We start from the raw sequence: 21,660 nt of genomic DNA on the forward strand, positions 1-21,660 counted from the left end.
CATGTCAGAGCAGCTTGGCGAGGCCCACCGTCACGAGCAGGGTCAGCATCAGCAGCCGGATCAGGCGGGTCTGCGGCGCCTGAACCGCCCAGGTCGTCGCCAACAGGGCGATCAGACCCGCGGCGAGCGCCAGCGTCAGCAGCCCGCCGATCACCCCGGGCGTGAAGAACGCCACCAGCACCACCACCAGGGTGAGCAGGAACACCGACGTCGGGTTCGCCCCGGCCAACCGGGCGAGCAGAGGGCGCTGCGTACGCTGCATCCCACAGACTCTACGAGGAGGGGACCCCGTTGCTGGTGACCAACCGGTTCGTGGTCGACGTCGATGCCGCCGACGACTTCACCGAACGGGCGCACGCCGCCCTCACCGCCCTGGCCGCCCGCCCCGGCTACCTGCGCGGTCAACTGGTCCGGGCGCTCGACGACCCCCGCTACTGGTCGCTGGTCACCGAATGGGAGTCCGTCGGCACCTACCGGCGGGCGCTCGGCGCCTTCGACGTCAAGGTCAGCGCCGTGCCGCTGCTCGCCGAGTCGGTCGACGAACCCTCCGCGTACGAGGCGCTGGCCGTCGCGGCGCCCGGGGGAGCGGTGGTCGTCGCCGAGAGTGATCGGGCTGCGGGTCCTTACCGCTGAGCCGGCGGACACTACGCTGCTCCTATGACCGCACCCGCCCCGCCACCCGGACCCGGGGTGGCTCCGCCGTTCGCCGCGCCGCCCACCGAGGGCCGCCGCACCCGGCTCTGGCTCGGCCTCGGCGTCGGCGCGCTCGCCGTGGTGCTCTGCTGTGGTGGAGGCGGCACCGCCGTCGTCGGCCTGGCTGTCAGCGGCGTGCAGGCGATCCGGGAGCAGGCCCGCACCGTGACCGGCGACTACTACCAGGCGCTCGTCGAGCGCAACTACGGGCGGGCGTACGACCAGCTCTGCGACGACGCGCAACGGCGTGAGTCCCGGCCCGAGTTCGAACGGCGTGCTGCCGCCGAACCGCAGGTCGCGGCGTTCCGGGTCGGTGAGGTGGACACCACCAACCTGACCGTCCCGGTCGACGTGACGCTCGCCGGCGGCGACCGGGAGCAGCAGCAGGTCAGCCTCGGCCAGGACGGGCAGACCGGGGGCGTGGAGGTCTGCGGGGTCAGCTGACCCGCCCCCGGTATTCTGCTGGGCTCAGGGCCCCGGTGGTCGTACCGTGGTTCCGAACTGACCGTTCCATCCACATCTCGCCCCCGCCGACCGCCAGCCGGCGTAGGAGGAAAACATGCCAGCCGACCGTATCGACGCCGTCGTCAGCCTCGCCAAGCGCCGAGGCTTCGTCTTCCCCTCCAGTGAGATCTACGGGGGCACCCGATCGGCGTGGGACTACGGTCCGCTCGGCGTGGAGCTCAAGGAGAACGTCCGCCGGCAGTGGTGGAAGACCATGGTCCAGCAGCGCGACGACGTCGTCGGCCTCGACTCCGCCGTCATCCTGGCCCGCAAGGTGTGGGAGGCGTCCGGCCACATCGCCGAGTTCGTCGACCCGCTGACCGAGTGCCAGTTCTGCCACAAGCGTTTCCGGGCGGACCACCTGGAGGAGGCGTACGCCGAGAAGCACGGCAAGCCGCTGACCTCGCTGTCCGAGCTGAACTGCCCCAACTGCGGCAACAAGGGCACCTTCACCGAGCCGAAGATGTTCAACGGCCTGATGAAGACCTACCTGGGCCCGGTGGAGAGCGACGAGGGTATGCACTACCTGCGTCCGGAGACCGCGCAGGGCATCTTCGTGAACTACAAGAACGTCGAGACGGTCGCCCGCAAGAAGCCCCCGTTCGGCATCGCGCAGACCGGTAAGTCGTTCCGCAACGAGATCACCCCGGGCAACTTCATCTTCCGTACGCGCGAGTTCGAGCAGATGGAGATGGAGTTCTTCGTCGAGCCGGGCACCGACGAGCAGTGGCACGAGTACTGGCTCCAGGAGCGCTGGAACTGGTACCTCGACCTCGGCCTGTCGGCTGACAACCTGCGCCTCTTCGAGCACCCCAAGGAGAAGCTCTCGCACTACTCGAAGCGGACGGTGGACATCGAGTACCGCTTCCAGTTCGGTGGTACTGAGTTCGCTGAGTTGGAGGGCATCGCCAACCGCACCGACTTCGACCTCTCCACGCACAGCAAGCACTCGGGCGTCGACCTGTCGTACTTCGACCAGAGCAAGAGTGAGCGCTGGATGCCGTACGTCATCGAGCCGGCCGCGGGTTTGACCCGCGCCGTGCTGGCCTTCCTGCTGGAGGCGTACGACGAGGACGAGGCGCCGAACACCAAGGGTGGCGTGGACAAGCGCACCGTGATGCGTTTCGACCCGCGGCTCGCCCCGGTCAAGGTGGCGGTGCTGCCGCTGTCCCGCAACGAGGCTCTGTCGCCGAAGGCCAAGGACCTCGCGACCCTGCTGCGCAAGCGCTGGGTGGTGGAGTTCGACGACTCGCAGGCGATCGGCCGCCGCTACCGCCGGCAGGACGAGATCGGCACCCCGTTCTGCGTGACCGTCGACTTCGACACGCTGGACGACAACGCCGTGACGGTGCGCAACCGGGACACCATGGCCCAGGAGCGGGTGTCGCTGGACCAGGTCGAGCGCTACCTGATCGAGCGCCTTCCGGGCTGCTGAGACGCTGCGCACGGGGCCTCGGCCGACGCGATGAGCGCCGGTCGGGGCCCCGTACACTTGTGCGGTGACTGCCTCGACCATGCCCGTGCTGCGGCCGTTGACTCTCGGGCCGTACCAGGTGTGGCCGCCGGTGGTGCTCGCCCCGATGGCCGGGATCACCAACGTCGGGTTCCGCCGGCTCTGCCGGGAGCAGGGCGGCGGCATCTACGTCTGCGAGATGATCACCACGCGTGCGCTGGTCGAGCGCAACCCGAAGACGCTGCGCATGATCGCTTTCGGCGACGACGAGAAGCCGCGCAGCCTCCAGCTCTACGGCACCGACCCGGAGATCACCGCAGCCGCCGTCCGGATCGTGGTCGAGCGCAACCTGGCCGATCACATCGACCTCAACTTCGGCTGCCCGGTCCCGAAGGTCACCAGGCGCGGCGGCGGTGCGGCGTTGCCGTGGCGGCGTCGGCTCTTCGCCCGACTGGTGCGGGCCGCCGTGGATGCCGCGGCACCGTCCGGGGTGCCGGTCACGGTCAAGATGCGCAAGGGCATCGACGACGACCACCTGACGTACGTCGAAGCGGGGCTCGCCGCCCAGGAGGCCGGCGTGGCCGCGGTGGCCCTGCACGGGCGGACCGCGTCGCAGCGGTACTCGGGCACCGCCGACTGGGACGCGATCGCCACCCTGAAGCAGGCCCTCGACGTGCCGGTGCTCGGCAACGGCGACATCTGGGAGGCCGACGACGCGCTGCGGATGGTCGCGCACACCGGCGTGGACGGCGTGGTCGTCGGTCGCGGCTGTCTGGGCCGGCCGTGGCTCTTCGCCGACCTGGAAGCCGCCTTCAACGGCCGGCCGGAACGGCGACTGCCCAGCCTCGGCGAGGTGGCGGCGACCATGCGCCGGCACGCCGAGCTGCTGGTGGACCAGTTCGTGGCGGGCGCCCGCAACCCGGCCCGAGGCGAACGCGACGGCTGCACCGACTTCCGCAAGCACGTCGCCTGGTACCTCAAGGGTTTCCCGGTCGGCGGCGAACTGCGCCGCTCACTGGCGATGATCGAGAGCCTGGCCCAGCTCGACGACCTGCTCGGCAAGCTCGACCCGGCGGAGCCGTTCCCGGTGACCGCCCTGGGCCAGCCGCGCGGGCGCACCAACTCGCCCGGCAAGGTCGCCCTGCCGGACGGCTGGTTGGCCAGCCGGGACGACGACACCGTCCCCGAGGGCGCCGAGATGGACGACTCCGGCGGCTGAGCCTGGTCCGCGACGGCTCGCCGTCGGGGGCGCGTCCCTGCCGGGTTGCCGACCTGGCCCCGCCGGCCGCAGGGGTCGGACAGGGTTGCGGCACGAGATCCGCGCAATATCGGGGATGTTGCTGTCTCCTGCGTGTCGGAGGCAGCAGCATCCCCGATGTTGTGACGATCTTGGGCGCGGTGCGCGGTGCGCGGTGCGCGGTGCGCGGTGCGTTGACCTGGGCATGGTGAAGGGCCGGGCCCCGTGGTGGGGTCCGGCCCTTCGTCGTTCGTCGTGCTGTGGTGGCTTAGCTGGTGGCGTAGCCGCGGGTGGCGATCCAGTCGGCGAGGTGCTCGATGGTGACCTGGTAGGAGGCGGTGTTCGGGTCGGCGGAGTCGGCGATGGTGACGATGGTGCCGTTGTCGCGGTAGCCGACGACGCTGATGTAGTGCCCGCCCTCGAAGGAGTGGATGCCACCGTCGGTGTCGGTGGTGGTGCCGGCGATGTTGGCGACCACTGCCCGGCCGTCGTCGACGGTCTTGACGACGTCGGCGCGCAGGGTGTCGGTCTGCTTGTCGTCGGCCTTCGGGGTGCTGATCTCGACGGAGTGGTAGGCGTCGTTCTTGCCGGTCTCCTTGTTCAGCACCGGGGTGATGTCGTTGATGGAGTTGGTGCCGGCCTCGGTGGTGCCCATCTCCTTGGCCATGGCGTCCACGCTGATGTCCTTGCCCTGCACGGACAGGGCGTTACGGGCGGCGGCGGGGCCGCAGTAGTAGAAGTTCGGCTGGGCTTCGTAGCGCACGCCCAGCTCCCGCTCACCATGACCCTTGCGGTCGGTCTGGGTCTGCGACGCGGGCTTGCTGGTGTTGGGGGCGGCGAACGCGGTCGTGACGGGGCCGACGATGGCACCACCGGTGAACGCGAGGCCAGCGGCGGTCAGAGCGGTCTTACGAATCAGATCGGTACGCATGATGGCGTGCTCCTCTGCTTCATTCGGGGGATACCGCACGGCTCACCGGGGGACGGCCGTGCGGGGAAAGCCAGATGCCCGGCGGCCCGTGGGGCCGGCGTCGGGAGACGGGTGTAACCAGGTGGGGCGGCGGATCATTCCGCCGGGCTCCTGGGCCCGTGCTGTTCGGCTGTGCGGGGGATGTAACCGGGGCGGCCCGGCCGGTGTTCCCGGCGGCTGCGGCTGCCCCGCACCGACGACCGACAGTCGCGGTGGCGTGCCAGGTATAACGACCCCGCCCGGCCCCCGATTCCACGACACGAGTGGCCCCGATCACGGGACGAAACTCCCGATAACGGACACCTGGCGCGGGTGACTCACGCCGGGTCGGCGATACGGGCGTGTTCGGGTCGGAGGATGCCACCACCTCGGCGATCTCAGTTTGTCGCCGAGGCGGTGGCCTAGGCGAGGTTGGCGCCCTCTCGGGTGGTGTCAGGCTGGGTGGAGGCGGCCGGGTCGCGCTGTGCGGGGATGGTCGGTCCGCTCGGCCAGGGGATCTCGGGCGCGCGGTGGAAGGCGATCCCGGCGGCGTCCCAGCGTGGGCCGTGGCCGGCCAGGCGGTCGCGGAAACCGGCCCAGTCGTGCGTCTCCCGGGGCGACCAGCCCAGCTCGGCGATGGCGGGGAGCCGGGGCAGGAGCAGGAACTCGATATCGGTCAGCGAGGTGACCGACTCCGTCCAGAGCGGGGCCTCCACACCGATGACCGCCGTGGAGGGCACACCTGCGACGTGCGTGCCCGGATCCCAGTCGTACGCCTTCCGCACGTCGATCAGGCCGGCCCAGTCGTGCCCGATCGGGGTGTCTGCGGCGTACTTCATGTCCAGGTAGGCGTGGTTGCCCGGGGAGACGATCAGTCGGGCGCCCTGGCGTACGGCCTCGACGGTGGTGGGGTCTTCGCCGTCCGTGCCCCACCACTGCAGGACCCGCCCGTCGACGGGGGCGGCCGGCGCGAGCTGGTGCCAGCCGACGACGGTCTTGCCGAGGCCGGCGACGATGCGTTGGACCCGCTCGACGAAACCGGTGTAGACCTCGCCCTTCACCTTGAACGCCTCGTCGCCGCCGATGTGCAGCCAGGGGCCGGGTGTGATCGCGGCCAGTTCGCCCAGCACGTCCGCGATGAAGTCGTACGTCCGGTCGTCGGCCGGGTCGACGTAGCTGAAACCCACCTCGGTGCCGCTGTACGGCTGCGGCGCGATCTTGTCCGGTGCCAGCTCTGGGTAGGCGACCAGCGCCGAGTTGGTGTGCCCAGGGAGGTCGATCTCCGGGACGACGGTGATGTGCCGGGCAGCGGCGTAGGAGACGATCCGCGTGTAGTCGGCCTTCGTGTAGAACCCGCCGGGACCGCCACCGACAGCGGTCGCCCCGCCGACTGTGGTCAGCTTCGGCCAGGAGTCGACGGCGATCCGCCAACCTTGGTCGTCGGTGAGGTGCAGGTGCAGGTGGTTGAGCTTGTACCGGGCCAGGTGGTCGACCACCCGCAGGACGTCCTCCACGGCGAAGAAGTGCCGGGCGACGTCGAGCATCGCGCCCCGGTACGGGAACCGGGGCACGTCGCTGATGGTGCCGCCGGGCAGCGCCCACCGCTCGGTGACCGGGGTCGGGCTCTCGATGGCCGCCGGAAACAGTTGGCGCAGCGTCTGCACGCCGTGGAAGAGGCCGGCGGCGGTGCCGGCGGTGACGCGTACCCCGTCGGTGGTGACGTCGAGCCGGTAGCCCTCCGCACCGAGGTCGGCGGCGGTCTCGTCCAGCACCAGGGCGATGCCGTCGACCGGTGCCGGCGTAGCGGCGTCGGTGACCGGCAGCGGGTAGCCGGTGGCCGGGCGCAGCAGATCGGCGAGCTGCTCGGCGACGGCCAGCGCGGCGGCGTCGGCGCTGGCCACGATGACCGCTTCGGCCGGCAGTGTCCAGTCTCCGGTCGGGTCCGGCTGGACCTGCTGGGGGGCGGGGACGACGTCGGCCAACCGGTGCGGGGCCGCCGGGGTGAGCGCGGTGCGGGCGGCCTGCTCGGCCGTGCGGGCCAGCGTTGCCGCGCCCGGTTCCTCCGCCGACAACGGCGCGGGGGTGGTGGCGGGGCTGGGGGAGTGGGCGGTCGACACGGCGGCGACTCCGGGGGGTGTATTCGCGTCGGTTATGGCAAAAGTGAGGTTCACCGGTTGGCGTGCCATCCAGCGTACGACGCTCGGCGGAGGTGCGTGTTGGTGCGCATGGAAGCGTTCCCAGAAAACGGTACGAACACGGATAGTCGTGATGGCTGTGCCAATTGTCACCGAACGGTCCCAGGTCGCTCGATGTTCGCTTAACCTTCGCCCACCGATCGGCGTCGACCCGGGATTACCGGTGGTCCGCCTCGGGGTACAGAAAACTGAACCTTCGTTAAGTGTCAATCCGGCCCGTGTGTTGTGGAGGCTCTGGTGGCAGCGCAAGAGACCGTCGATCACAAGTACGTCTACGACTTCTCCGAGGGCAACAAGGACCTCAAGGACCTGCTCGGGGGCAAGGGCGCCAACCTCGCCGAGATGACCAACCTCGGCCTGCCCGTTCCGCCGGGCTTCACCATCACCACCGAGGCCTGCCAGGCGTACCTCGCCACGGGGCGGGAGCCGGACGGGCTCGCCGGGCAGATCGAGGCGCACCTCGAGTCGCTGGAGCGGGCGATGGGCAAGCGCCTCGGCGACCCGCGGGATCCCCTGCTGGTGTCGGTCCGCTCCGGTGCCAAGTTCTCCATGCCCGGCATGATGGAGACCGTTCTCAACGTCGGTCTCAACGACCAGAGCGTGGTCGGCCTCTCCGCGCAGGCCGGACAGAACGACAGGTTCGCCTGGGACTCCTACCGCCGCCTCATCCAGATGTTCGGCAAAACCGTGTGCGAGGTGCCGGGCGAGGAGTTCGAGCATGCGCTGGACGAGATCAAGAACGCCAAGGGCACCCACAACGACCTGGATCTGGACGCCGACGACCTGCGGGGGCTGGTCGACGCGTACAAGAAGATCTTCTTGAAGCACACCGGTCGGGAGTTCCCGCAGCAGCCGCGCGAACAGCTTGACCTCGCCATCCGGGCGGTCTTCGAGTCGTGGAACGCCGAGCGCGCCGTGCTCTACCGTCGCCAGGAGCGGATCCCGGCCGACCTCGGCACCGCTGTCAACGTGGTGACGATGGTCTTCGGCAACCTCGGCCCGGACTCCGGCACCGGTGTGGCGTTCACCCGGGACCCGGCCAGTGGGGCGCAGGGCATCTACGGCGACTACCTGGCCAACGCCCAGGGTGAGGACGTCGTCGCGGGCATCCGCAACACAGTGCCGCTGCAGGAGTTGGAGCAGCTCGACAAGGCCTCCTACGACGAGCTGCTCGGCATCATGGCCCGGTTGGAGGAGCACTACAAGGACCTCTGCGACATCGAGTTCACCATCGAGCGCGGCAAACTGTGGATGTTGCAGACCCGGGTCGGCAAGCGCACCGCCGCCGCCGCGTTCGTCATCGCCGGCCAGCTCGTTGACGAGGGCCTGATCGACCTGGACGAGGCGCTGCACCGGGTCAACGGCGCGCAGCTCGCGCAGCTGATGTTCCCCCGCTTCCAGCTCGACCACGAGTTCGAGGCGGTCGCCAAGGGCATCGGGGCCTCGCCCGGCGCGGCGTCCGGAAAGGTCGTCTTCACCTCCGCGCGGGCCGTCGAGCTGGCCGCCGAGGGGGAGTCGGTGATCCTGGTCCGGCGGGAGACCAACCCGGACGACCTGAACGGCATGATCGCCGCGAAGGGCATCCTCACCTCGCGGGGCGGCAAGACCAGTCACGCCGCGGTGGTGGCCCGGGGCATGGGCAAGACCTGCGTCTCCGGGGCGGACGAGATCGAGGTGAACGTCCCGGCGAAGCGCTTCGTCGTGGCCGGGCAGACCGTCAACGAGGGCGACGTCGTGTCCATCGACGGCACCACGGGCAAGGTCTACCTGGGCGAGGTGCCGGTCATGCCGTCGGAGGTGGTGCAGTACTTCGAGGGCAGCCTGGACGCCGAGCACGTCGACAACGCCCTGGTTCGGGCCGTACACCGGATCATGACGCACGCCGACGGCAGGCGGCGGCTCGCGGTCCGCACGAACGCCGACACCGGCGCGGACGCCGCCCGGGCCCGGCGCTTCGGCGCCGAGGGCATCGGCCTGTGCCGCACCGAGCACATGTTCCTCGGTGACCGGCGGGAGCTGGTCGAGCGCCTGATCCTGGCCCGCGACGCGGACGGGCGGGAGGCGGCGTTGGAGGCGCTGCTGCCGTTGCAGCGGGCCGACTTCGTGGAGATCTTCCGCGAGATGGACGGGCTGCCGGTCACCGTCCGGCTGATCGACCCGCCGCTGCACGAGTTCCTGCCGCCGCTGGAGCAGCTCGCGGTGAACGTGGCGGTCGCCCAGGAGCGTGGCGAGGACGTCGCCAAGGAGGAGGCGCTGCTCGCTGCCGTCCGGCGGATGCACGAGGAGAACCCGATGCTCGGGCTGCGGGGCGTCCGCCTCGGCCTGGTCATCCCGGGTCTCTTCGCGATGCAGGTCCGGGCCATCGTCGAGGCCGCGGTCGAGTGCGCCCAACGCGGTGGCGACCCCAAGCCGGAAATCATGGTCCCGCTGGTCGGCGCGGTCCAGGAGCTGGAGACGGTACGCGCCGAGGCCGAGAAGATCATCGAGGAGGTGACCCGGGAGAAGGCGGTCGAGGTGCTGATCGGCACCATGATCGAGGTGCCCCGGGCGGCGCTGACCGCCGGGCAGATCGCCGAGGCCGCCGAGTTCTTCTCCTTCGGCACCAACGACCTGACCCAGATGGGCTGGGGCTTCTCCCGCGACGACGTCGAGGGGGCGTTCTTCTGGCGTTACCTGGAGCTGGGCATCTTCGGCATCTCGCCGTTCGAGTCGATCGACCGCGACGGCGTCGGTCGACTGGTGCGCATCGCCTCCGAGGAGGGTCGAGCTGCCCGGCCCGGCCTGAAGCTCGGCGTCTGCGGTGAGCACGGCGGAGACCCGGACTCGGTGCACTTCTTCCACGAGGTCGGCCTGGACTACGTGTCCTGCTCGCCGTTCCGGGTGCCGGTGGCCCGGTTGGAGGCCGGCCGCGCGGTGGTGGAGACCGGCGGGTCGGACAGCCGCTGACGCCGGTCGGCGGCGGACCGGACGACCGGTCCGCCGCCGGCCCTCAAATCGGCGGGCGACGCCAGGTGGGTCGGGACGGGCGGCGCAACTGCGCGGGCAGGGTCGCCATCGGCGTACGCACGGCCAGCTGCCCGTGTGCCTCCGGAACGGCGGTGGCGCCGACACCCCCGCCGCGCCGGTCCATCATCGTGCCGGCCCGGCGGGCCACGGCGCGGGCCTCCTCGTGCAGCGCTTCGAGATCCTCGCCGGGAGACACGGTGACCAGGGTCAGCAGGGCGGAACGCCCAGCCGGGTAGGTCACCACGCACCCGGTGGTCGTGCGCACAACCGACTCCCGGAACTCGCCACATCGGACGGTGTCGGCCACCCGGTGACCGAGCCCGAAGCTGGCCGCGGCGAGAGCGGCGAGGTGGGTGGCGTCGGTGCTGGGCAGGTCGCTGGAGATGAGCAGCCCGTCGGTGCCGGCCAGGACCGTGCCGGTGATCTCGGGTCGACGACGGCGTAGCCCGCGTAGTTCCGTTCCCACCACCGTGTCTGCGTCCACGATCTTTCCCCTTACCGGTCGGGAGTCGCATGTCGATCGGCTGGTCACGTTCCGCGCCGGGAACGCTACCGGCAGCCACCTCCGCCCGCGAGCCCATAACCGTCGGCGATCGGATGGCAACTCCAGGCCAATCGGCGGTTGTGGGCCCATCGTCGATGCGTCGTGGGCGGGTCGAGCAGCGGTGGCGGGCGTAATCTTGGCTCGCTCGCACACGGCCGATTGCGGAGGCCGTCGAACGGGAAAGGTGACTGAATGACCAGCGTCTGGGAGAACCTCACCGTCGATGCCCGCGATCCGGCGCGACTGGCCCGTTGGTGGGCCGAGGCGCTCGGCTACCAGGTCGTCACCGAGAGTCCGGACGAGGTGGAGATCCGCCAGTCCGCAGACCGCCTGCCCGGCCTGGTCTTCGTGCCCGTGACGGACGCCAAGGACCGCAAGAACCGGCTGCACATCGATCTTCGCCCCGCGGACCAGGAGGCCGAGGTCGAGCGGCTGGTCGACATGGGCGCCCGGCACGTCGACATCGGCCAGGGCGACGTCGAGTGGACGGTGCTCGCCGACCCGGAGGGCAACGAGTTCTGCGTTCTGCGTGGAAAGTGAGCCGATTTTGCGAGCCCCACGGTCACGAACAGCGGCGGCTGCGTGAGCAGTAAGCCCGCTGCGGCGGACGCCCGGCTGGTCGAGGAGTCGCCCAAGGACACCGGGCACCGCCGCTCACCGTACGAGCGTGACCGCGCCCGGGTGCTGCACTCCGCGGCGTTCCGGCGGTTGGCCACCAAGACGCAGGTGCACACCGCCGGCACCGACGACTTCCTGCGTACGCGGCTGACCCACTCGCTGGAGGTGGCCCAGATCGCCCGGGAGATGGGTGCCCGGTTGGGGTGTGACCCGGATGTGGTGGACGTGGCCGGGCTCGCCCACGACCTCGGGCACCCGCCGTTCGGGCACAACGGGGAGGCGGCCCTGGATCTGCTGGCCACGCCGTGCGGCGGGTTCGAGGGCAACGCGCAGACCCTGCGGGTGTTGACCCGTCTGGAGGCGAAGGTGCTCGCCCCGGACGGTTCGTCCGCCGGGCTCAACCTGACCCGGGCGTCGCTCGACGCGATCGGCAAGTATCCCTGGCCGCGTCGTCCCGGCGAGCGCAAGTTCGGGGTGTACGCGGACGACGCGGAGGTCTTCGCCTGGATCCGGGACGGCGCGCCCGGGGACCGGCGCTGCCTGGAGGCGCAGGTGATGGACTGGGCCGACGACGTCGCGTACTCGGTGCACGACGTGGAGGACGGCATCCACGGCGGGTACGTGACGCTGCGCCCGTTGCTGACCGACTCCGACGAGCGGGCCGCGCTCTGCGCCGACGTGGCGCTCGCGTACTCGGGGGAGTCCGCCGACGACCTCGCCGAGGTGCTGGTCGGGTTGCTGGCCGACCCGCTGCTCGCCCCGCTGGCAGGTTACGACGGCAGCCACCGGGCGCAGGTCGCGTTGAAAGCGACCACCAGCGGGGTGACCGGGAGGTTCGTGTCCGCCGCGGTGGCCGCCACCGAGGAGCGTTTCGGGCCTGGGCCGCACCGCCGGTACGCCGCCGACCTGGTGGTGCCCCGGCTGGTCCGGGCGCAGTGCGCCCTGCTCAAGGGCATCGCGTTGCGGTACGTGATGCGCCGTTCCGGCTTCCGGGGCCGCTACGAGCGGCAGCGGACGATGCTGGCCGAGTTGGTCGCCGCGTTGGTCCGGCGCGCGCCGGACGGGCTCGACCCGATCTTCGCGGCGCTGTGGCGAGCGGCCCCGGACGACGCTGCCCGACTGCGGGTGGTGGTCGACCAGGTGGCCTCGCTCACCGACCCGGCGGCCGTGACCTGGCACACCCGCCTCGCGGGCGGAGGCGCACCGCCGACTCACGACGGGACAGCTTAGGCTAGCCTAACTGGCATGACGGAACGCCCCAGGAACGTCACCACGGCCCGGGTGCTGCGCACCGAGCGGCCCACCCCGCATCTGATCCGGCTCGTCCTCGGTGGGGACGAGCTGACCGGTCTGCCGGTGGGCGAGTTCACCGACCACTACATCAAGGTGGTGTTTCCGCAGCCGGGTGTCGCGTACCCGCAGCCGTTGGACCTCGCCGCGATCCGTCGGGACCTCCCCCGGGAGCAGTGGCCCCGGCAGCGCGCGTACACGGTGCGGCGCTGGGATCCGCTGGCGCAGGAGTTGACTGTCGACGTCGTGTACCACGGCGACGAGGGGCTGGCCGGTCCCTGGGCAGCCGCGCTGCGCCCGGGCGATCCCGTGCACTTCGTCGGCCCCGGTGGGGCGTACGCGCCGAGCCCGGACGCGGACTGGCACCTGTTGGTCGGCGACGAGAGCGCCCTGCCGGCGATCGCCGCCGCGCTGGAGCGGCTGCCCCTGGGCGCACCGGCCCACGTCTTCGTGGAGATCGCCGACCCGGAGGAGGAGCAGAAGCTGCTCAGCCCGGGGGCGGTCGAGCTGACCTGGTTGCACCGTGGCGAGCGCCCGGTGGGCGAGGCGCTGGTCGAGGCGGTGCGGGCGTTGGAGTTCCCGGCCGGGCAGGTGCACGCCTTCGTGCACGGTGAGGCGGCCTTCGTCCGGCACCTGCGCCGGCTGCTGCGCGGCGAGCGGGGTGTGCCGCTCGACCGGCTCTCCATCTCGGGTTACTGGCGGCGTGGCATGGACGACGAGGGTTGGCGCTCCACCAAGGCGGACTGGAACCGGCAGGTGGCGGCCGAGGAGGAGACACCCGTCGAGGGGGCCAGGGCGGCCTGAGGGTCGCTCATCCCTCGGGTGTGCGGTTGGCCGCGCCGGCCCTGGCGAGTCGACGGCTGATCAGCACCGCGTACCCGACGACCGCGGCCGCGAGCAGGGCCAGCATCAGCCTCGGCTGGTGCACCGTCGTGGTGATCACACTGACCGACACCACCCCGTAGGCGGCGATGGCCAACCGGGCGGCGCTCGGCCGGGTCCACAGCCAGTACAGGGCGAGACCGCAGAGCGTCCACACCACCATCGACGCGCCCAGCAGCAGCCGTAACTCCAGCGGCAGGTGGGTCGCGTTGTCGTCCACCAGCCGGACCACCTGCCCCAGCGCCCAACCGAGCAGCAGCAGCGCGCCGCCGAGCGGGATGTGCAGGTAGCTGTACGCCTGCCCCCCGCGGAGCTGAGTCTGGAGCAGGCGGGTGGTGACGAACGTGGTGTAGACCCACCACACGGCTGCCGGGATCAGGAACGCCATCGCGGCGGTGAGGATCATGGGCGGCGGGGGGTGGTCCGGCACGGCGAAGAGCAGGTTGGCCAGCGCGCTACCCAGCACGATGATGGTGAACTGCCCGATCCGTTCCGGCAGGTGCCTGTTGTCGACCGGCCAGTTGTTGAGCCAGCGCGCACCGACCCAGGGTGTGGCCAGTTCGATGACCATCGCGACGACCCACAGGACCGGGCGCAGCTCGGTGGGAGCTGCCAGCGACGCCAACCAGATCAGCCAGCCCGACCCGAAGCCGATCAGGTAGACGGTCGTCACCACGCGGGCCATCGGACTGGTCGGGCGGGCACGCAGGTACAGCAGGAGCAGCACCCCCCGCACGATCAGGTACCCGACCGGCAGGAGCACGCTCTCCGGCACCTCGTCGACGCCGAGCGTGATCGCGCCCGCCCCGACCAGGGCGACGAGCACCAGCAGCCGGTGCAGCGCGTCGTCCGGATCGAACCGGGTGTCGTAGTAGACCTGTCCCATCCAGGCCCACTGGATCACCACGAAGAGCCCGATCACCGCCAGCACCGCCGTCGGCGACGGTGTCGGATCGTCTCCCAGTCGGCGCACGACGGCCGCCAGCGCGTACACGAAGATGAGGTCGAGGAAGAGTTCCAGCCAGGTGGCGTGGCGGTGACCGGCCTCGTCCTCCTGCGGGGTCTGTCCGCCCAACCCCATCCACGCGGCCACCCGTCGGGGCAGGTGGGGGCCGGCGGTGCGTACCCTGCGCATCTGGTCATGGTCCCCGGGCGGACCCGGCCCGCGGGCCGGAACCGCCCAGCCGGCAGCGGTGGTCGCCACACCGGCGTCCCCCGGCCGCCGTGTCGTCGGTCCGGCAGGGCAGGATGTACGGGGAGGGGGTGGCGCATGGCTGGGCGGATCCGGGACGAGGACATCGCACTGGTCCGGGAACGCACCTCGATCGGGGATGTGATCTCCGAGACCGTCACTCTGAAGTCCGCCGGCGGCGGCAACCTCAAGGGTCTGTGTCCGTTCCACGACGAGAAGAGCCCGTCGTTCAACGTCTCGCCGGCCCGCAACGTCTGGTATTGCTTCGGCTGCGGGGCCGGCGGCGACGCGATCAAGTTCCTGATGGACGCCGACCACCTCAGCTTCGTCGAGTCCGTCGAGCGGCTGGCCGGCCGTGCCGGCATCCAGCTGCGCTACATCGAGGACGACAAGGGCACCCCGCGCCCTCGACCGCAGCAGGGCCAGCGTCAGCGCCTCGTCGCCGCGCACGCCGCGGCTGTCGAGTTCTACCGGGCGCAGCTCGGCACGGCGGGCGCCCGACCGGCCCGGGAGTTCCTGGCCAAGCGCGGGTTCGACCGGGCGGCCGCCGAGCGTTACGGCTGTGGCTTCGCGCCGGACGGCTGGGACCTGCTCACCAAGCACCTGCGCCAGCAGGGTTTCACCCATCAGGAGCTGGTCACGGCCGGGCTGTCCCGGGAGGCCCGGTCCGGCAGTCTGATCGACAGGTTCCGCCGTCGGCTGCTCTGGCCGATCCGCGACCTCGCCGGCGACGTGATCGGCTTCGGCGCGCGCAAGCTCTTCGACGACGACGACGGCCCGAAGTACCTGAACACCCCCGAGACGCCGATCTACAAGAAGTCGCAGGTGCTCTACGGCGTCGACCAGGCCAAACGGGAGATCGCCAAGCAGGGGCGGGCGGTGATCGTCGAGGGTTACACCGACGTGATGGCCTGCCACCTGGCCGGGGTGACGACTGCCGTGGCGACCTGCGGCACCGCCTTCGCCGCGGACCACATCGCTGTGCTGCGCCGCCTCCTGTTCGACAGCGACGAGGTGGCTGGCGAGATCATCTTCACCTTCGACGGTGACGCCGCCGGTCAGAAGGCGGCACTGCGCGCCTTCGAGGACGACCAGCGTTTCGTCGGCCGCACGTTCATCGCCGTCAGCCCGGACAACATGGACCCGTGCGACCTGCGGCTGGCCAAGGGCGACCTGGCGGTACGGGACCTGGTCGCACGCCGCGAGCCGCTCGTCGACTTCGCGCTGCGACACGTGATCGGCCGCTTCGACCTGGACACCGTCGACGGCCGGGTCGAGGCCATGCGCCACGCCGCGCCGCTGGTCGCGCGCCTCAAGGACCGGGAGAAGCGCCCGGAGTACGTCCGCAAGCTCGCCATGGACCTCGGCATGGAGATCGAGCCGGTGCAGCGGGCGGTGCTCGCCGCCGCCAACACCCCGCCGCCCGGCACCCGCGACGCCGCACCCGCCGCCCGCCCCGCGCCGGCCCGCCCCGACCCGGAGGTGGACAGCCCGCAGTCGATGGTCGAGCGGGAGGCGCTGAAGCTCGCCCTCCAACAGCCGGTCCTGGCCGGGCCGATGTTCGACGCGGTCGAGGCGTCGGAATACCGCCACCCGGTGCACATCGCGGTGCGTACCGCCATCGCGGCTGCCGGTGGCGCCGCGTCGGCGACCGGCGGCGCGGTCTGGATCGAATCGGTCCGCGACGCCTGCGACGACCTGGCGGCGGCGGCGCTGGTCGGCGAGTTGGCGGTGGAGCCGCTGCGCATCGACGGGGAGGCGGACCCACGCTACGTGTCGATCACCATGGCGCGGGTGCAGTTCGGGTCGGTGACCGCCCGGATCCGCGACCTCAAGTCGCGCATCCAGCGGATCAACCCGGTCAACAACAAGGACGAGTACTTCGCGGCCTTCGGTGAGCTGCTGTCCCTGGAGCAGCACGCCCGGGCGCTCCGCGAGCAGGCTGCGGGAGGGCTCTAGGTGGGACTGTTCAGCCGCAAGCCGAAACTGCCACCGGCCGACCGGCCCCCGCTGGCCGCCGACGAGCGCGTGCTGGCCTGGGCGGCGGTCGGCAACGGCGAGGGCGACGGCGTGGTGGTCGCCACCAACCTCGGGCTGTGGCTGCCCGGGCGGGGGCACCGGCTCGGCTGGCACGACATCCTCAAGGCCGTCTGGTCCGGCCGGGAGCTGACAGTCACACCCGCCGAGACCGTCAGCGACCGCGACGGCTACACGGTGGTCGCCGACGGCCCGGCCGAGACGTACTTCCTCCTCGACCCGCGTGAGCTGCCGCACCAGGTGCGGGCGCGGGTGACCCGCTCCGTCGCGTACACCGAGCACCAGCCGGTGCCCGGCGGCGCGGCGCGGGTCGCGGCCCGCCGGACGGCCGGGGCCGACGGTCTGACCTGGACGGTCCGACTCGACCCCGGCACACCGGCGGACGACGAGACGGTGCTCGCCGAAACCGACCGCCTGGTCGGTGTGGCCCGCGCCGCGACCGCGCCCGCCGACCTCTGACCGGTCGGGTCAGTTCGCCCCGAGGTCCTTCAGCGCCTTGTCGGCGCCCCGGTGCAGGGGCACCGGCAGGGTCCGGCGGGCCTTGTCCAGCGAGATCCCCTTGGCCGCCGGGTTGGCCTGCGCCAGGGCGTCGCGCTTGTCGAACACGGTCCGGGTGATCGCGCAGGCGACGTTGGCGTCCAGGTCCTTGCGCACCAGCAACACATTGGGTACGACGATCGTCGGGGTGTCGGCCGCCGTCTTGTACACGTCCCGCCCGATCGTGCCTTCCTGGTAGCCGGGGCTCAGCGAGGCCATCTTCGGCAGCAGCGGTGCCAGGTCGATGAACGTCACCGTGTCGCCGGCCGTGGTGAACAGGTCGGTCAGACCCCCGGTGGGCAGACCGCCCGACCAGAAGAACCCGTCGACACTGCCGTCCTTGATGCCCTCGACCGTCTTGGTGAGGTCGAGGCGCTGCGCCCGGACGTCCTTGGCCGGGTCGAGACCGGCGGCCTCCAGCAGCCGGTTGGCGATCACCTCCGTGCCGGACTTCGGTGAACCGGTGGAGATCCGCTTGCCGCGCATGTCGGCCACCGACTTGATCCCGGAGTCGTTGCGGACCACCACCTGCGTGTAGTTGTCGTAGATGCGGGCCAGTGCCTGCACCGGCTGCGGCGCGGTGAAGCTGCCCTTGCCCTCGACCGCGTTCACAGCCGTGTCGAACAGCGAGAACGCCACGTCGTACTGGCCACCGACGAGCTGTTCGACGTTCTGCACCGAAGCGCCGGTCTCGGCGGCGGTGCCGGTGAGCTTGCCGCCGGTCGTCCCGGACAGCTGCCCCGCCAGGGCGTTGCCGACCGCGTAGTAGACGCCTGTCGCGTTGCCGGTGGCGATGCCGACGCGGGTCTCCTTGCTCACCTCGCAGGTGACCTCGCTGGCCGTGTCGTCGGTGGCCGCGCCGCCCTGCTGACCTCCGCAACCCGCGACGAGGGCGAGCACGCTCAGGCCCACCGCGAGCCGTACGTCGATTCGTCTCACAGTTTCTCCTCCACAGGGTCGGACAATGGTCGGCCGGCGGATCCGCGTCGGACGAGGACGCCGACCGCCGCCACGGCGGCCAGCGCCGTGCCGACGGCGACCGGCACGGGTTCGAGCCAGAGCAGTGTGACGCCGGCGAGCGCGCCCAGCACCCGTTCCGGCACGCCGGCCGGGCCCACACCGGGCAGCCAGCCACCGGCGGCGACGGCGAGCACCGCGACGCTGAGCGCGGTGACCACTGCGGCGAACGCGATCCGCTGGACGCCGCCGATGCCGAGCAGACCCAGCCCGGCCGGCGTGATGACGAACGCGATCGGGGTCAGGTACGCCGGCAGCGCGTACCGCAGGGTCTGCCACATGGTCGGCACCAGCCGACCCCCGGTGACCGCGGCGGCGGCAACCGCGGCGAGCGCGGTCGGCGGCGACACCTCGGACAGGACCGCGAAGTAGAAGACGAACATCGCCGCGGCGGGCGCGGCCACGCCCAGGTCGAGCAGGGCCGGGCCGACGATCACCCAACCGATCACGAACGAGGCGGTGACCGGCACGGCCAGGCCCAGCAGGCTGAGCGCGACGGCGGCGAGCAGCGCGGTGAGAACCAGCACCAGTGTCGGGTCGGAGGTGGCCGCCTGCGCCCCGCCGATCAGCAGTGCCGCCGCCTGCGGTCCGAGGCCGGTCTTCGTGGTGGTCGCCGTGATGATGCCGGCGGCGGCGCAGACCGCCGTCACCGCGAGCACGCCGCGTACCCCGGTGACGAGCGCGGTCGCCAGCCGGGCCGGGGTGAGCCGGTGGGCACTGTCGCTCTTCGGGGCCAGGAACGACAGCGCGACGGCGAGGACGATGGCGAAGACGACAGCTTTCGTCGCGGAGACACCGACCGCCAGGAACACGATGATGGCGATCAGCGAGGCGAAGTGATAGCCGAAGCGGGCCAGCAGACGCCACGGCGAGCCGACGTCGATCACGACCGGTCGCACACCGGAACGGCGCGCGTCGATCTCCACCGAGAGCAGAATGCCCAGGTAATAGAGCACCGTGGGCACCGTCGCCCAGCCCAGCACCTGGAGGTACGAGACGCCCAGGTACTCGGCGATGATGAACGCGGCGGCGCCCAGGGTCGGCGGGGAGAGGATCGCGCCCACCCCGGCCGCCGCCAACATGCCACCGGCCCGCTCCGGGGGATAGCCGGCGCGGCGCAGCAGCGGCCAGGTGACCGCGCCGATGCTCACCGTCGTCGCCGCCCCGGAGCCGGAGACGGTGCCGAGCAGGAAACCGGAGGCCACCGCCGTGCGACCGGCGGCGGTGCGCGAGCGGCGGAACGCGGCGGCCGACAACTCGACGAAGAACCGCCCGGCCCCGGACAGCTCCAGCACCGCGCCGTAGATGGTGAACAGCACGATGTACGAGGCGGCCACGTCCAGGGGAGTGCCGTAGAAACCGCTGTCGGAGTTGTAGAACGCGTCCACCAGTTGGCTGAAGTCGAGGCCGGCGTGGGCGACCGGCCAGGACTGCGGCAGCAACCCGCCGTAGTAGCCGTAACCGAGGAACAGCAGGCAGACCGCCGGCAGGATCCACCCGGTGGTGCGCCGGCACGCCTCCAGCAGCAGAAGCAGCAGGACGGTGCCCAGCACCAGGTCCACCGGCGCCAGCAGGCCCTGCCGGTCGAGGAAGGCGTTGTAGCCGCCGCCACCCGTACCGATCGGGATCGGCAGGACGGGGTAGAGACAGGCTGCCGCCGCCAGCGCGACCAGCACCCAGTCAGTGGCGGTGGGCCGAGTCGACGTGGGCGTCCGGCTGCGGCCGGTGCTGTCGCTGTCGCTGCTGCCGTTGTCGCTGCGCCGTCGCCGGGCGCGGAAGCGGGCCGGCAGCCGGAGGTCGGCCGGGTAGGCAAGGAAGACAAGAGGGAGTACGCCGGCCAGGAAGATGATCAAGTAATACTTGCTGCCCTGCGACAGCGGGCGGAACACCTGCCAGAGAGCCAGTGCGCCGACCGCCAGCGACACCCCGGTGAGGATCAGGCCCAGCGGCCCGGTCAACACGCGACCCGGCTTCTCGTCCTCGAACTGGGCGGCGAGGTCGCGGGTGGCCCGTTCGGCCGCCGAGCCGGCGTCGGCGGAACCAGTGGGGTCGGGTGTGCTCAGGCGGACCGCGCTGGGGTGCGGCGTGGTCGCGTCGCTCAGGTCGGGCTTGGGCGCTTCGTTGCCGGTCAGGTCGGGCTCGGATGCTTCGTTGCCGCTCGGGTCGGGCTTGGATGCCTCGTTCCCGCTCTGGTCCGGCTCGGCCGGGCCGGTGGCCGGTTGGATCGGGTGGTCGCCGTCGGGCTCGGGCGTCGGGCGCGGTCGGGGTGCCGCACGGTCGGTGCTGGCCGTGGGCTCGCCGGCGAGAGAATCGGCTGGTCGGGCAGGGGGCGACGAACCATCGGGCGTACTGATGGGCGACACAGAGGGACGATACACGTCGATCGGTCGGCGGGCGGGGCATCGGTCGGCGTTTCGGCGGAGAGGGTCGGCGGTGGCGCGGCGGTGGTTCTGCGGGGTGGTGGTGCGACGGCCGGTCGCGGCGGATATTTGCGTGGAGGGCTGTCGGACCCGGCGGTTAGGGTCGGGCGGTGACTTTGGGGCGACCACTGATTCAGGCTCGCGGGCTGGTGAAGCGGTTCGGTGACTTCACCGCAGTGGCCGGCATCGACGTCGACGTCCGCTCGGGTGAGGCGTTCGGTTTCCTCGGGCCCAACGGCGCCGGCAAGTCCTCCACCATGCGGATGGTCGGCTGCATCTCCCCGCCCAGCGCCGGCGAGCTGCGCATTCTCGACCTCGACCCGGTGGCCGACGGGCCGGCGATCCGAGCGCGGCTGGGTGTGTGCCCGCAGCTGGACAATCTCGATCCGGAGTTGACCGTCCGGGAGAACCTGACCGTCTACGCCCGCTACTTCGGCATCTCCCGCCGGGCCGCCCGGGCCCGCGCGGCCGAGCTGCTCGACTTCGTCCAGCTCACCGAGCGGGCCGACAGCAAGGTCGAGCCGCTGTCCGGCGGCATGAAGCGTCGGCTGACCATCGCCCGCGCCCTGGTCAACGAGCCGGAGATCGTGCTGCTGGACGAGCCGACCACCGGGCTCGACCCGCAGGCCCGACACCTGGTGTGGGAGCGGCTGTTCCGGCTCAAGCAGCAGGGCGTCACGCTGGTGCTCACCACGCACTACATGGACGAGGCCGAGCAGCTCTGCGACCGCCTCGTGGTGATGGACGGCGGGCGGATCGTCGCGGAGGGCTCACCCCGCGCCCTGATCGAGCAGCACTCCACCCGTGAGGTGGTCGAGCTGCGCTTCGCCGCCGAGTCTCAGGAGCCGTTCGCGGGCAAGCTCGCCGGGCTGGGGGAGCGGGTCGAGGTGCTGCCCGACCGGATACTGCTCTACGTGCCGGACGGCGACGCGGCGGTCGCCGAGGTCACCGCGTTGGGGCTCAACCCGGCCAACGTGCTGGTTCGGCGCAGCGGCCTGGAGGACGTCTTCCTGCACCTGACCGGTCGCACCCTCGTCGACTGACCGTCCACGATCACGGTCGACTGCTTTTGATCTTGCGCGTACC

At 71.3% G+C, this 21,660-nt stretch carries 17 protein-coding genes and 1 pseudogene; 11 read left to right on the forward strand and 7 right to left on the reverse strand.

What is annotated here, in order from left to right; translation table 11 throughout:
• Nucleotides 1-4: 4 nt before the first annotated feature.
• Nucleotides 5-262, reverse strand: coding sequence for a hypothetical protein (locus O3438_RS29305; RefSeq protein ID WP_269682802.1), 258 nt, complete (start codon nt 260-262; stop codon nt 5-7).
• A 29-nt stretch (nt 263-291) separates the two neighbouring features.
• Between O3438_RS29305 and O3438_RS29310 the strand changes: the two genes are divergently transcribed.
• The 4 genes from O3438_RS29310 to dusB all read left to right on the forward strand — a co-directional run bounded on the left by O3438_RS29310 (nt 292) and on the right by dusB (nt 3,869).
• Nucleotides 292-633 (forward strand): antibiotic biosynthesis monooxygenase family protein, encoded by a 342-nt coding sequence (locus O3438_RS29310; protein WP_269682803.1) that lies wholly within the window; start codon nt 292-294, stop codon nt 631-633.
• A 24-nt stretch (nt 634-657) separates the two neighbouring features.
• Nucleotides 658-1,137, forward strand: a complete 480-nt coding sequence (locus tag O3438_RS29315; RefSeq protein WP_145779440.1) for a hypothetical protein — start codon at nt 658-660, stop codon at nt 1,135-1,137.
• A gap of 115 nt (nt 1,138-1,252) precedes the next feature.
• The gene (locus tag O3438_RS29320) at nt 1,253-2,632 is read left to right on the forward strand and encodes a glycine--tRNA ligase (RefSeq protein WP_269682804.1); all 1,380 of its coding nucleotides are present in this window, start codon (nt 1,253-1,255) and stop codon (nt 2,630-2,632) included.
• 79 nt (nt 2,633-2,711) lie between these two features.
• The gene (gene dusB / locus O3438_RS29325; protein WP_269683793.1) at nt 2,712-3,869 is read left to right on the forward strand and encodes a tRNA dihydrouridine synthase DusB; all 1,158 of its coding nucleotides are present in this window, start codon (nt 2,712-2,714) and stop codon (nt 3,867-3,869) included.
• 286 nt (nt 3,870-4,155) lie between these two features.
• On the opposite strand, the gene O3438_RS29330 is transcribed toward dusB, so the two are convergent.
• Nucleotides 4,156-4,818: a C39 family peptidase gene (locus O3438_RS29330; RefSeq protein WP_269682805.1), complete on the reverse strand. Its 663-nt coding sequence runs from the start codon at nt 4,816-4,818 to the stop codon at nt 4,156-4,158.
• A gap of 440 nt (nt 4,819-5,258) precedes the next feature.
• Nucleotides 5,259-7,022 (reverse strand): family 20 glycosylhydrolase, encoded by a 1,764-nt coding sequence (locus O3438_RS29335; protein ID WP_442929672.1) that lies wholly within the window; start codon nt 7,020-7,022, stop codon nt 5,259-5,261.
• A gap of 246 nt (nt 7,023-7,268) precedes the next feature.
• Between O3438_RS29335 and ppdK the strand changes: the two genes are divergently transcribed.
• Complete coding sequence (gene ppdK, locus O3438_RS29340) at nt 7,269-9,977, forward strand: pyruvate, phosphate dikinase (protein ID WP_269682807.1); 2,709 nt, start codon at nt 7,269-7,271, stop codon at nt 9,975-9,977.
• A gap of 43 nt (nt 9,978-10,020) precedes the next feature.
• Here ppdK and O3438_RS29345 read toward each other — a convergent pair whose 3' ends face one another.
• Nucleotides 10,021-10,521, reverse strand: a complete 501-nt coding sequence (locus tag O3438_RS29345) for a roadblock/LC7 domain-containing protein (RefSeq protein WP_269682808.1) — start codon at nt 10,519-10,521, stop codon at nt 10,021-10,023.
• Nucleotides 10,522-10,773: 252 nt separating this feature from the next.
• Between O3438_RS29345 and O3438_RS29350 the strand changes: the two genes are divergently transcribed.
• Genes O3438_RS29350 through O3438_RS29360 form a run of 3 tightly spaced genes read left to right on the forward strand, consistent with a single transcriptional unit; the run spans nt 10,774 to nt 13,293 of the window.
• Nucleotides 10,774-11,121, forward strand: a complete 348-nt coding sequence (locus O3438_RS29350; RefSeq protein ID WP_269682809.1) for a VOC family protein — start codon at nt 10,774-10,776, stop codon at nt 11,119-11,121.
• A 42-nt stretch (nt 11,122-11,163) separates the two neighbouring features.
• Complete coding sequence (locus tag O3438_RS29355; RefSeq protein ID WP_269682810.1) at nt 11,164-12,429, forward strand: deoxyguanosinetriphosphate triphosphohydrolase; 1,266 nt, start codon at nt 11,164-11,166, stop codon at nt 12,427-12,429.
• 15 nt (nt 12,430-12,444) lie between these two features.
• Complete coding sequence (locus O3438_RS29360) at nt 12,445-13,293, forward strand: siderophore-interacting protein (protein ID WP_269682811.1); 849 nt, start codon at nt 12,445-12,447, stop codon at nt 13,291-13,293.
• 7 nt (nt 13,294-13,300) lie between these two features.
• Here the strand turns inward: O3438_RS29360 and O3438_RS29365 are convergent, their stop codons facing one another.
• On the reverse strand, nt 13,301-14,506 hold the full coding sequence (locus O3438_RS29365; protein WP_269682812.1) for a low temperature requirement protein A: 1,206 nt from the start codon (nt 14,504-14,506) through the stop codon (nt 13,301-13,303).
• A 113-nt stretch (nt 14,507-14,619) separates the two neighbouring features.
• On the opposite strand from O3438_RS29365, the pseudogene dnaG reads away from it, so the two are divergent.
• Nucleotides 14,620-16,522: pseudogene (dnaG, locus tag O3438_RS29370) on the forward strand (DNA primase).
• A complete protein-coding gene (locus O3438_RS29375) occupies nt 16,523-17,059 on the forward strand; it encodes a hypothetical protein (RefSeq protein ID WP_269682813.1) in 537 nt (178 codons plus the stop codon).
• Between the two features lie 9 nt (nt 17,060-17,068).
• Here the strand turns inward: O3438_RS29375 and O3438_RS29380 are convergent, their stop codons facing one another.
• Nucleotides 17,069-18,076: a TAXI family TRAP transporter solute-binding subunit gene (locus O3438_RS29380; RefSeq protein ID WP_269682814.1), complete on the reverse strand. Its 1,008-nt coding sequence runs from the start codon at nt 18,074-18,076 to the stop codon at nt 17,069-17,071.
• Nucleotides 18,073-20,517 (reverse strand): TRAP transporter permease, encoded by a 2,445-nt coding sequence (locus O3438_RS29385; RefSeq protein WP_269682815.1) that lies wholly within the window; start codon nt 20,515-20,517, stop codon nt 18,073-18,075. The genes O3438_RS29380 and O3438_RS29385 overlap by 4 nt, the downstream gene beginning before the upstream one ends.
• Nucleotides 20,518-20,684: 167 nt before the next feature.
• Here O3438_RS29385 and O3438_RS29390 point away from each other — a divergent pair, with 167 nt between their 5' ends.
• A complete protein-coding gene (locus O3438_RS29390) occupies nt 20,685-21,617 on the forward strand; it encodes an ABC transporter ATP-binding protein (protein ID WP_269682816.1) in 933 nt (310 codons plus the stop codon).
• Nucleotides 21,618-21,660: the final 43 nt, after the last annotated feature.

The organism is Micromonospora sp. WMMC250, assembly GCF_027460215.1.
GTDB lineage: Bacteria > Actinomycetota > Actinomycetes > Mycobacteriales > Micromonosporaceae > Micromonospora > Micromonospora taraxaci.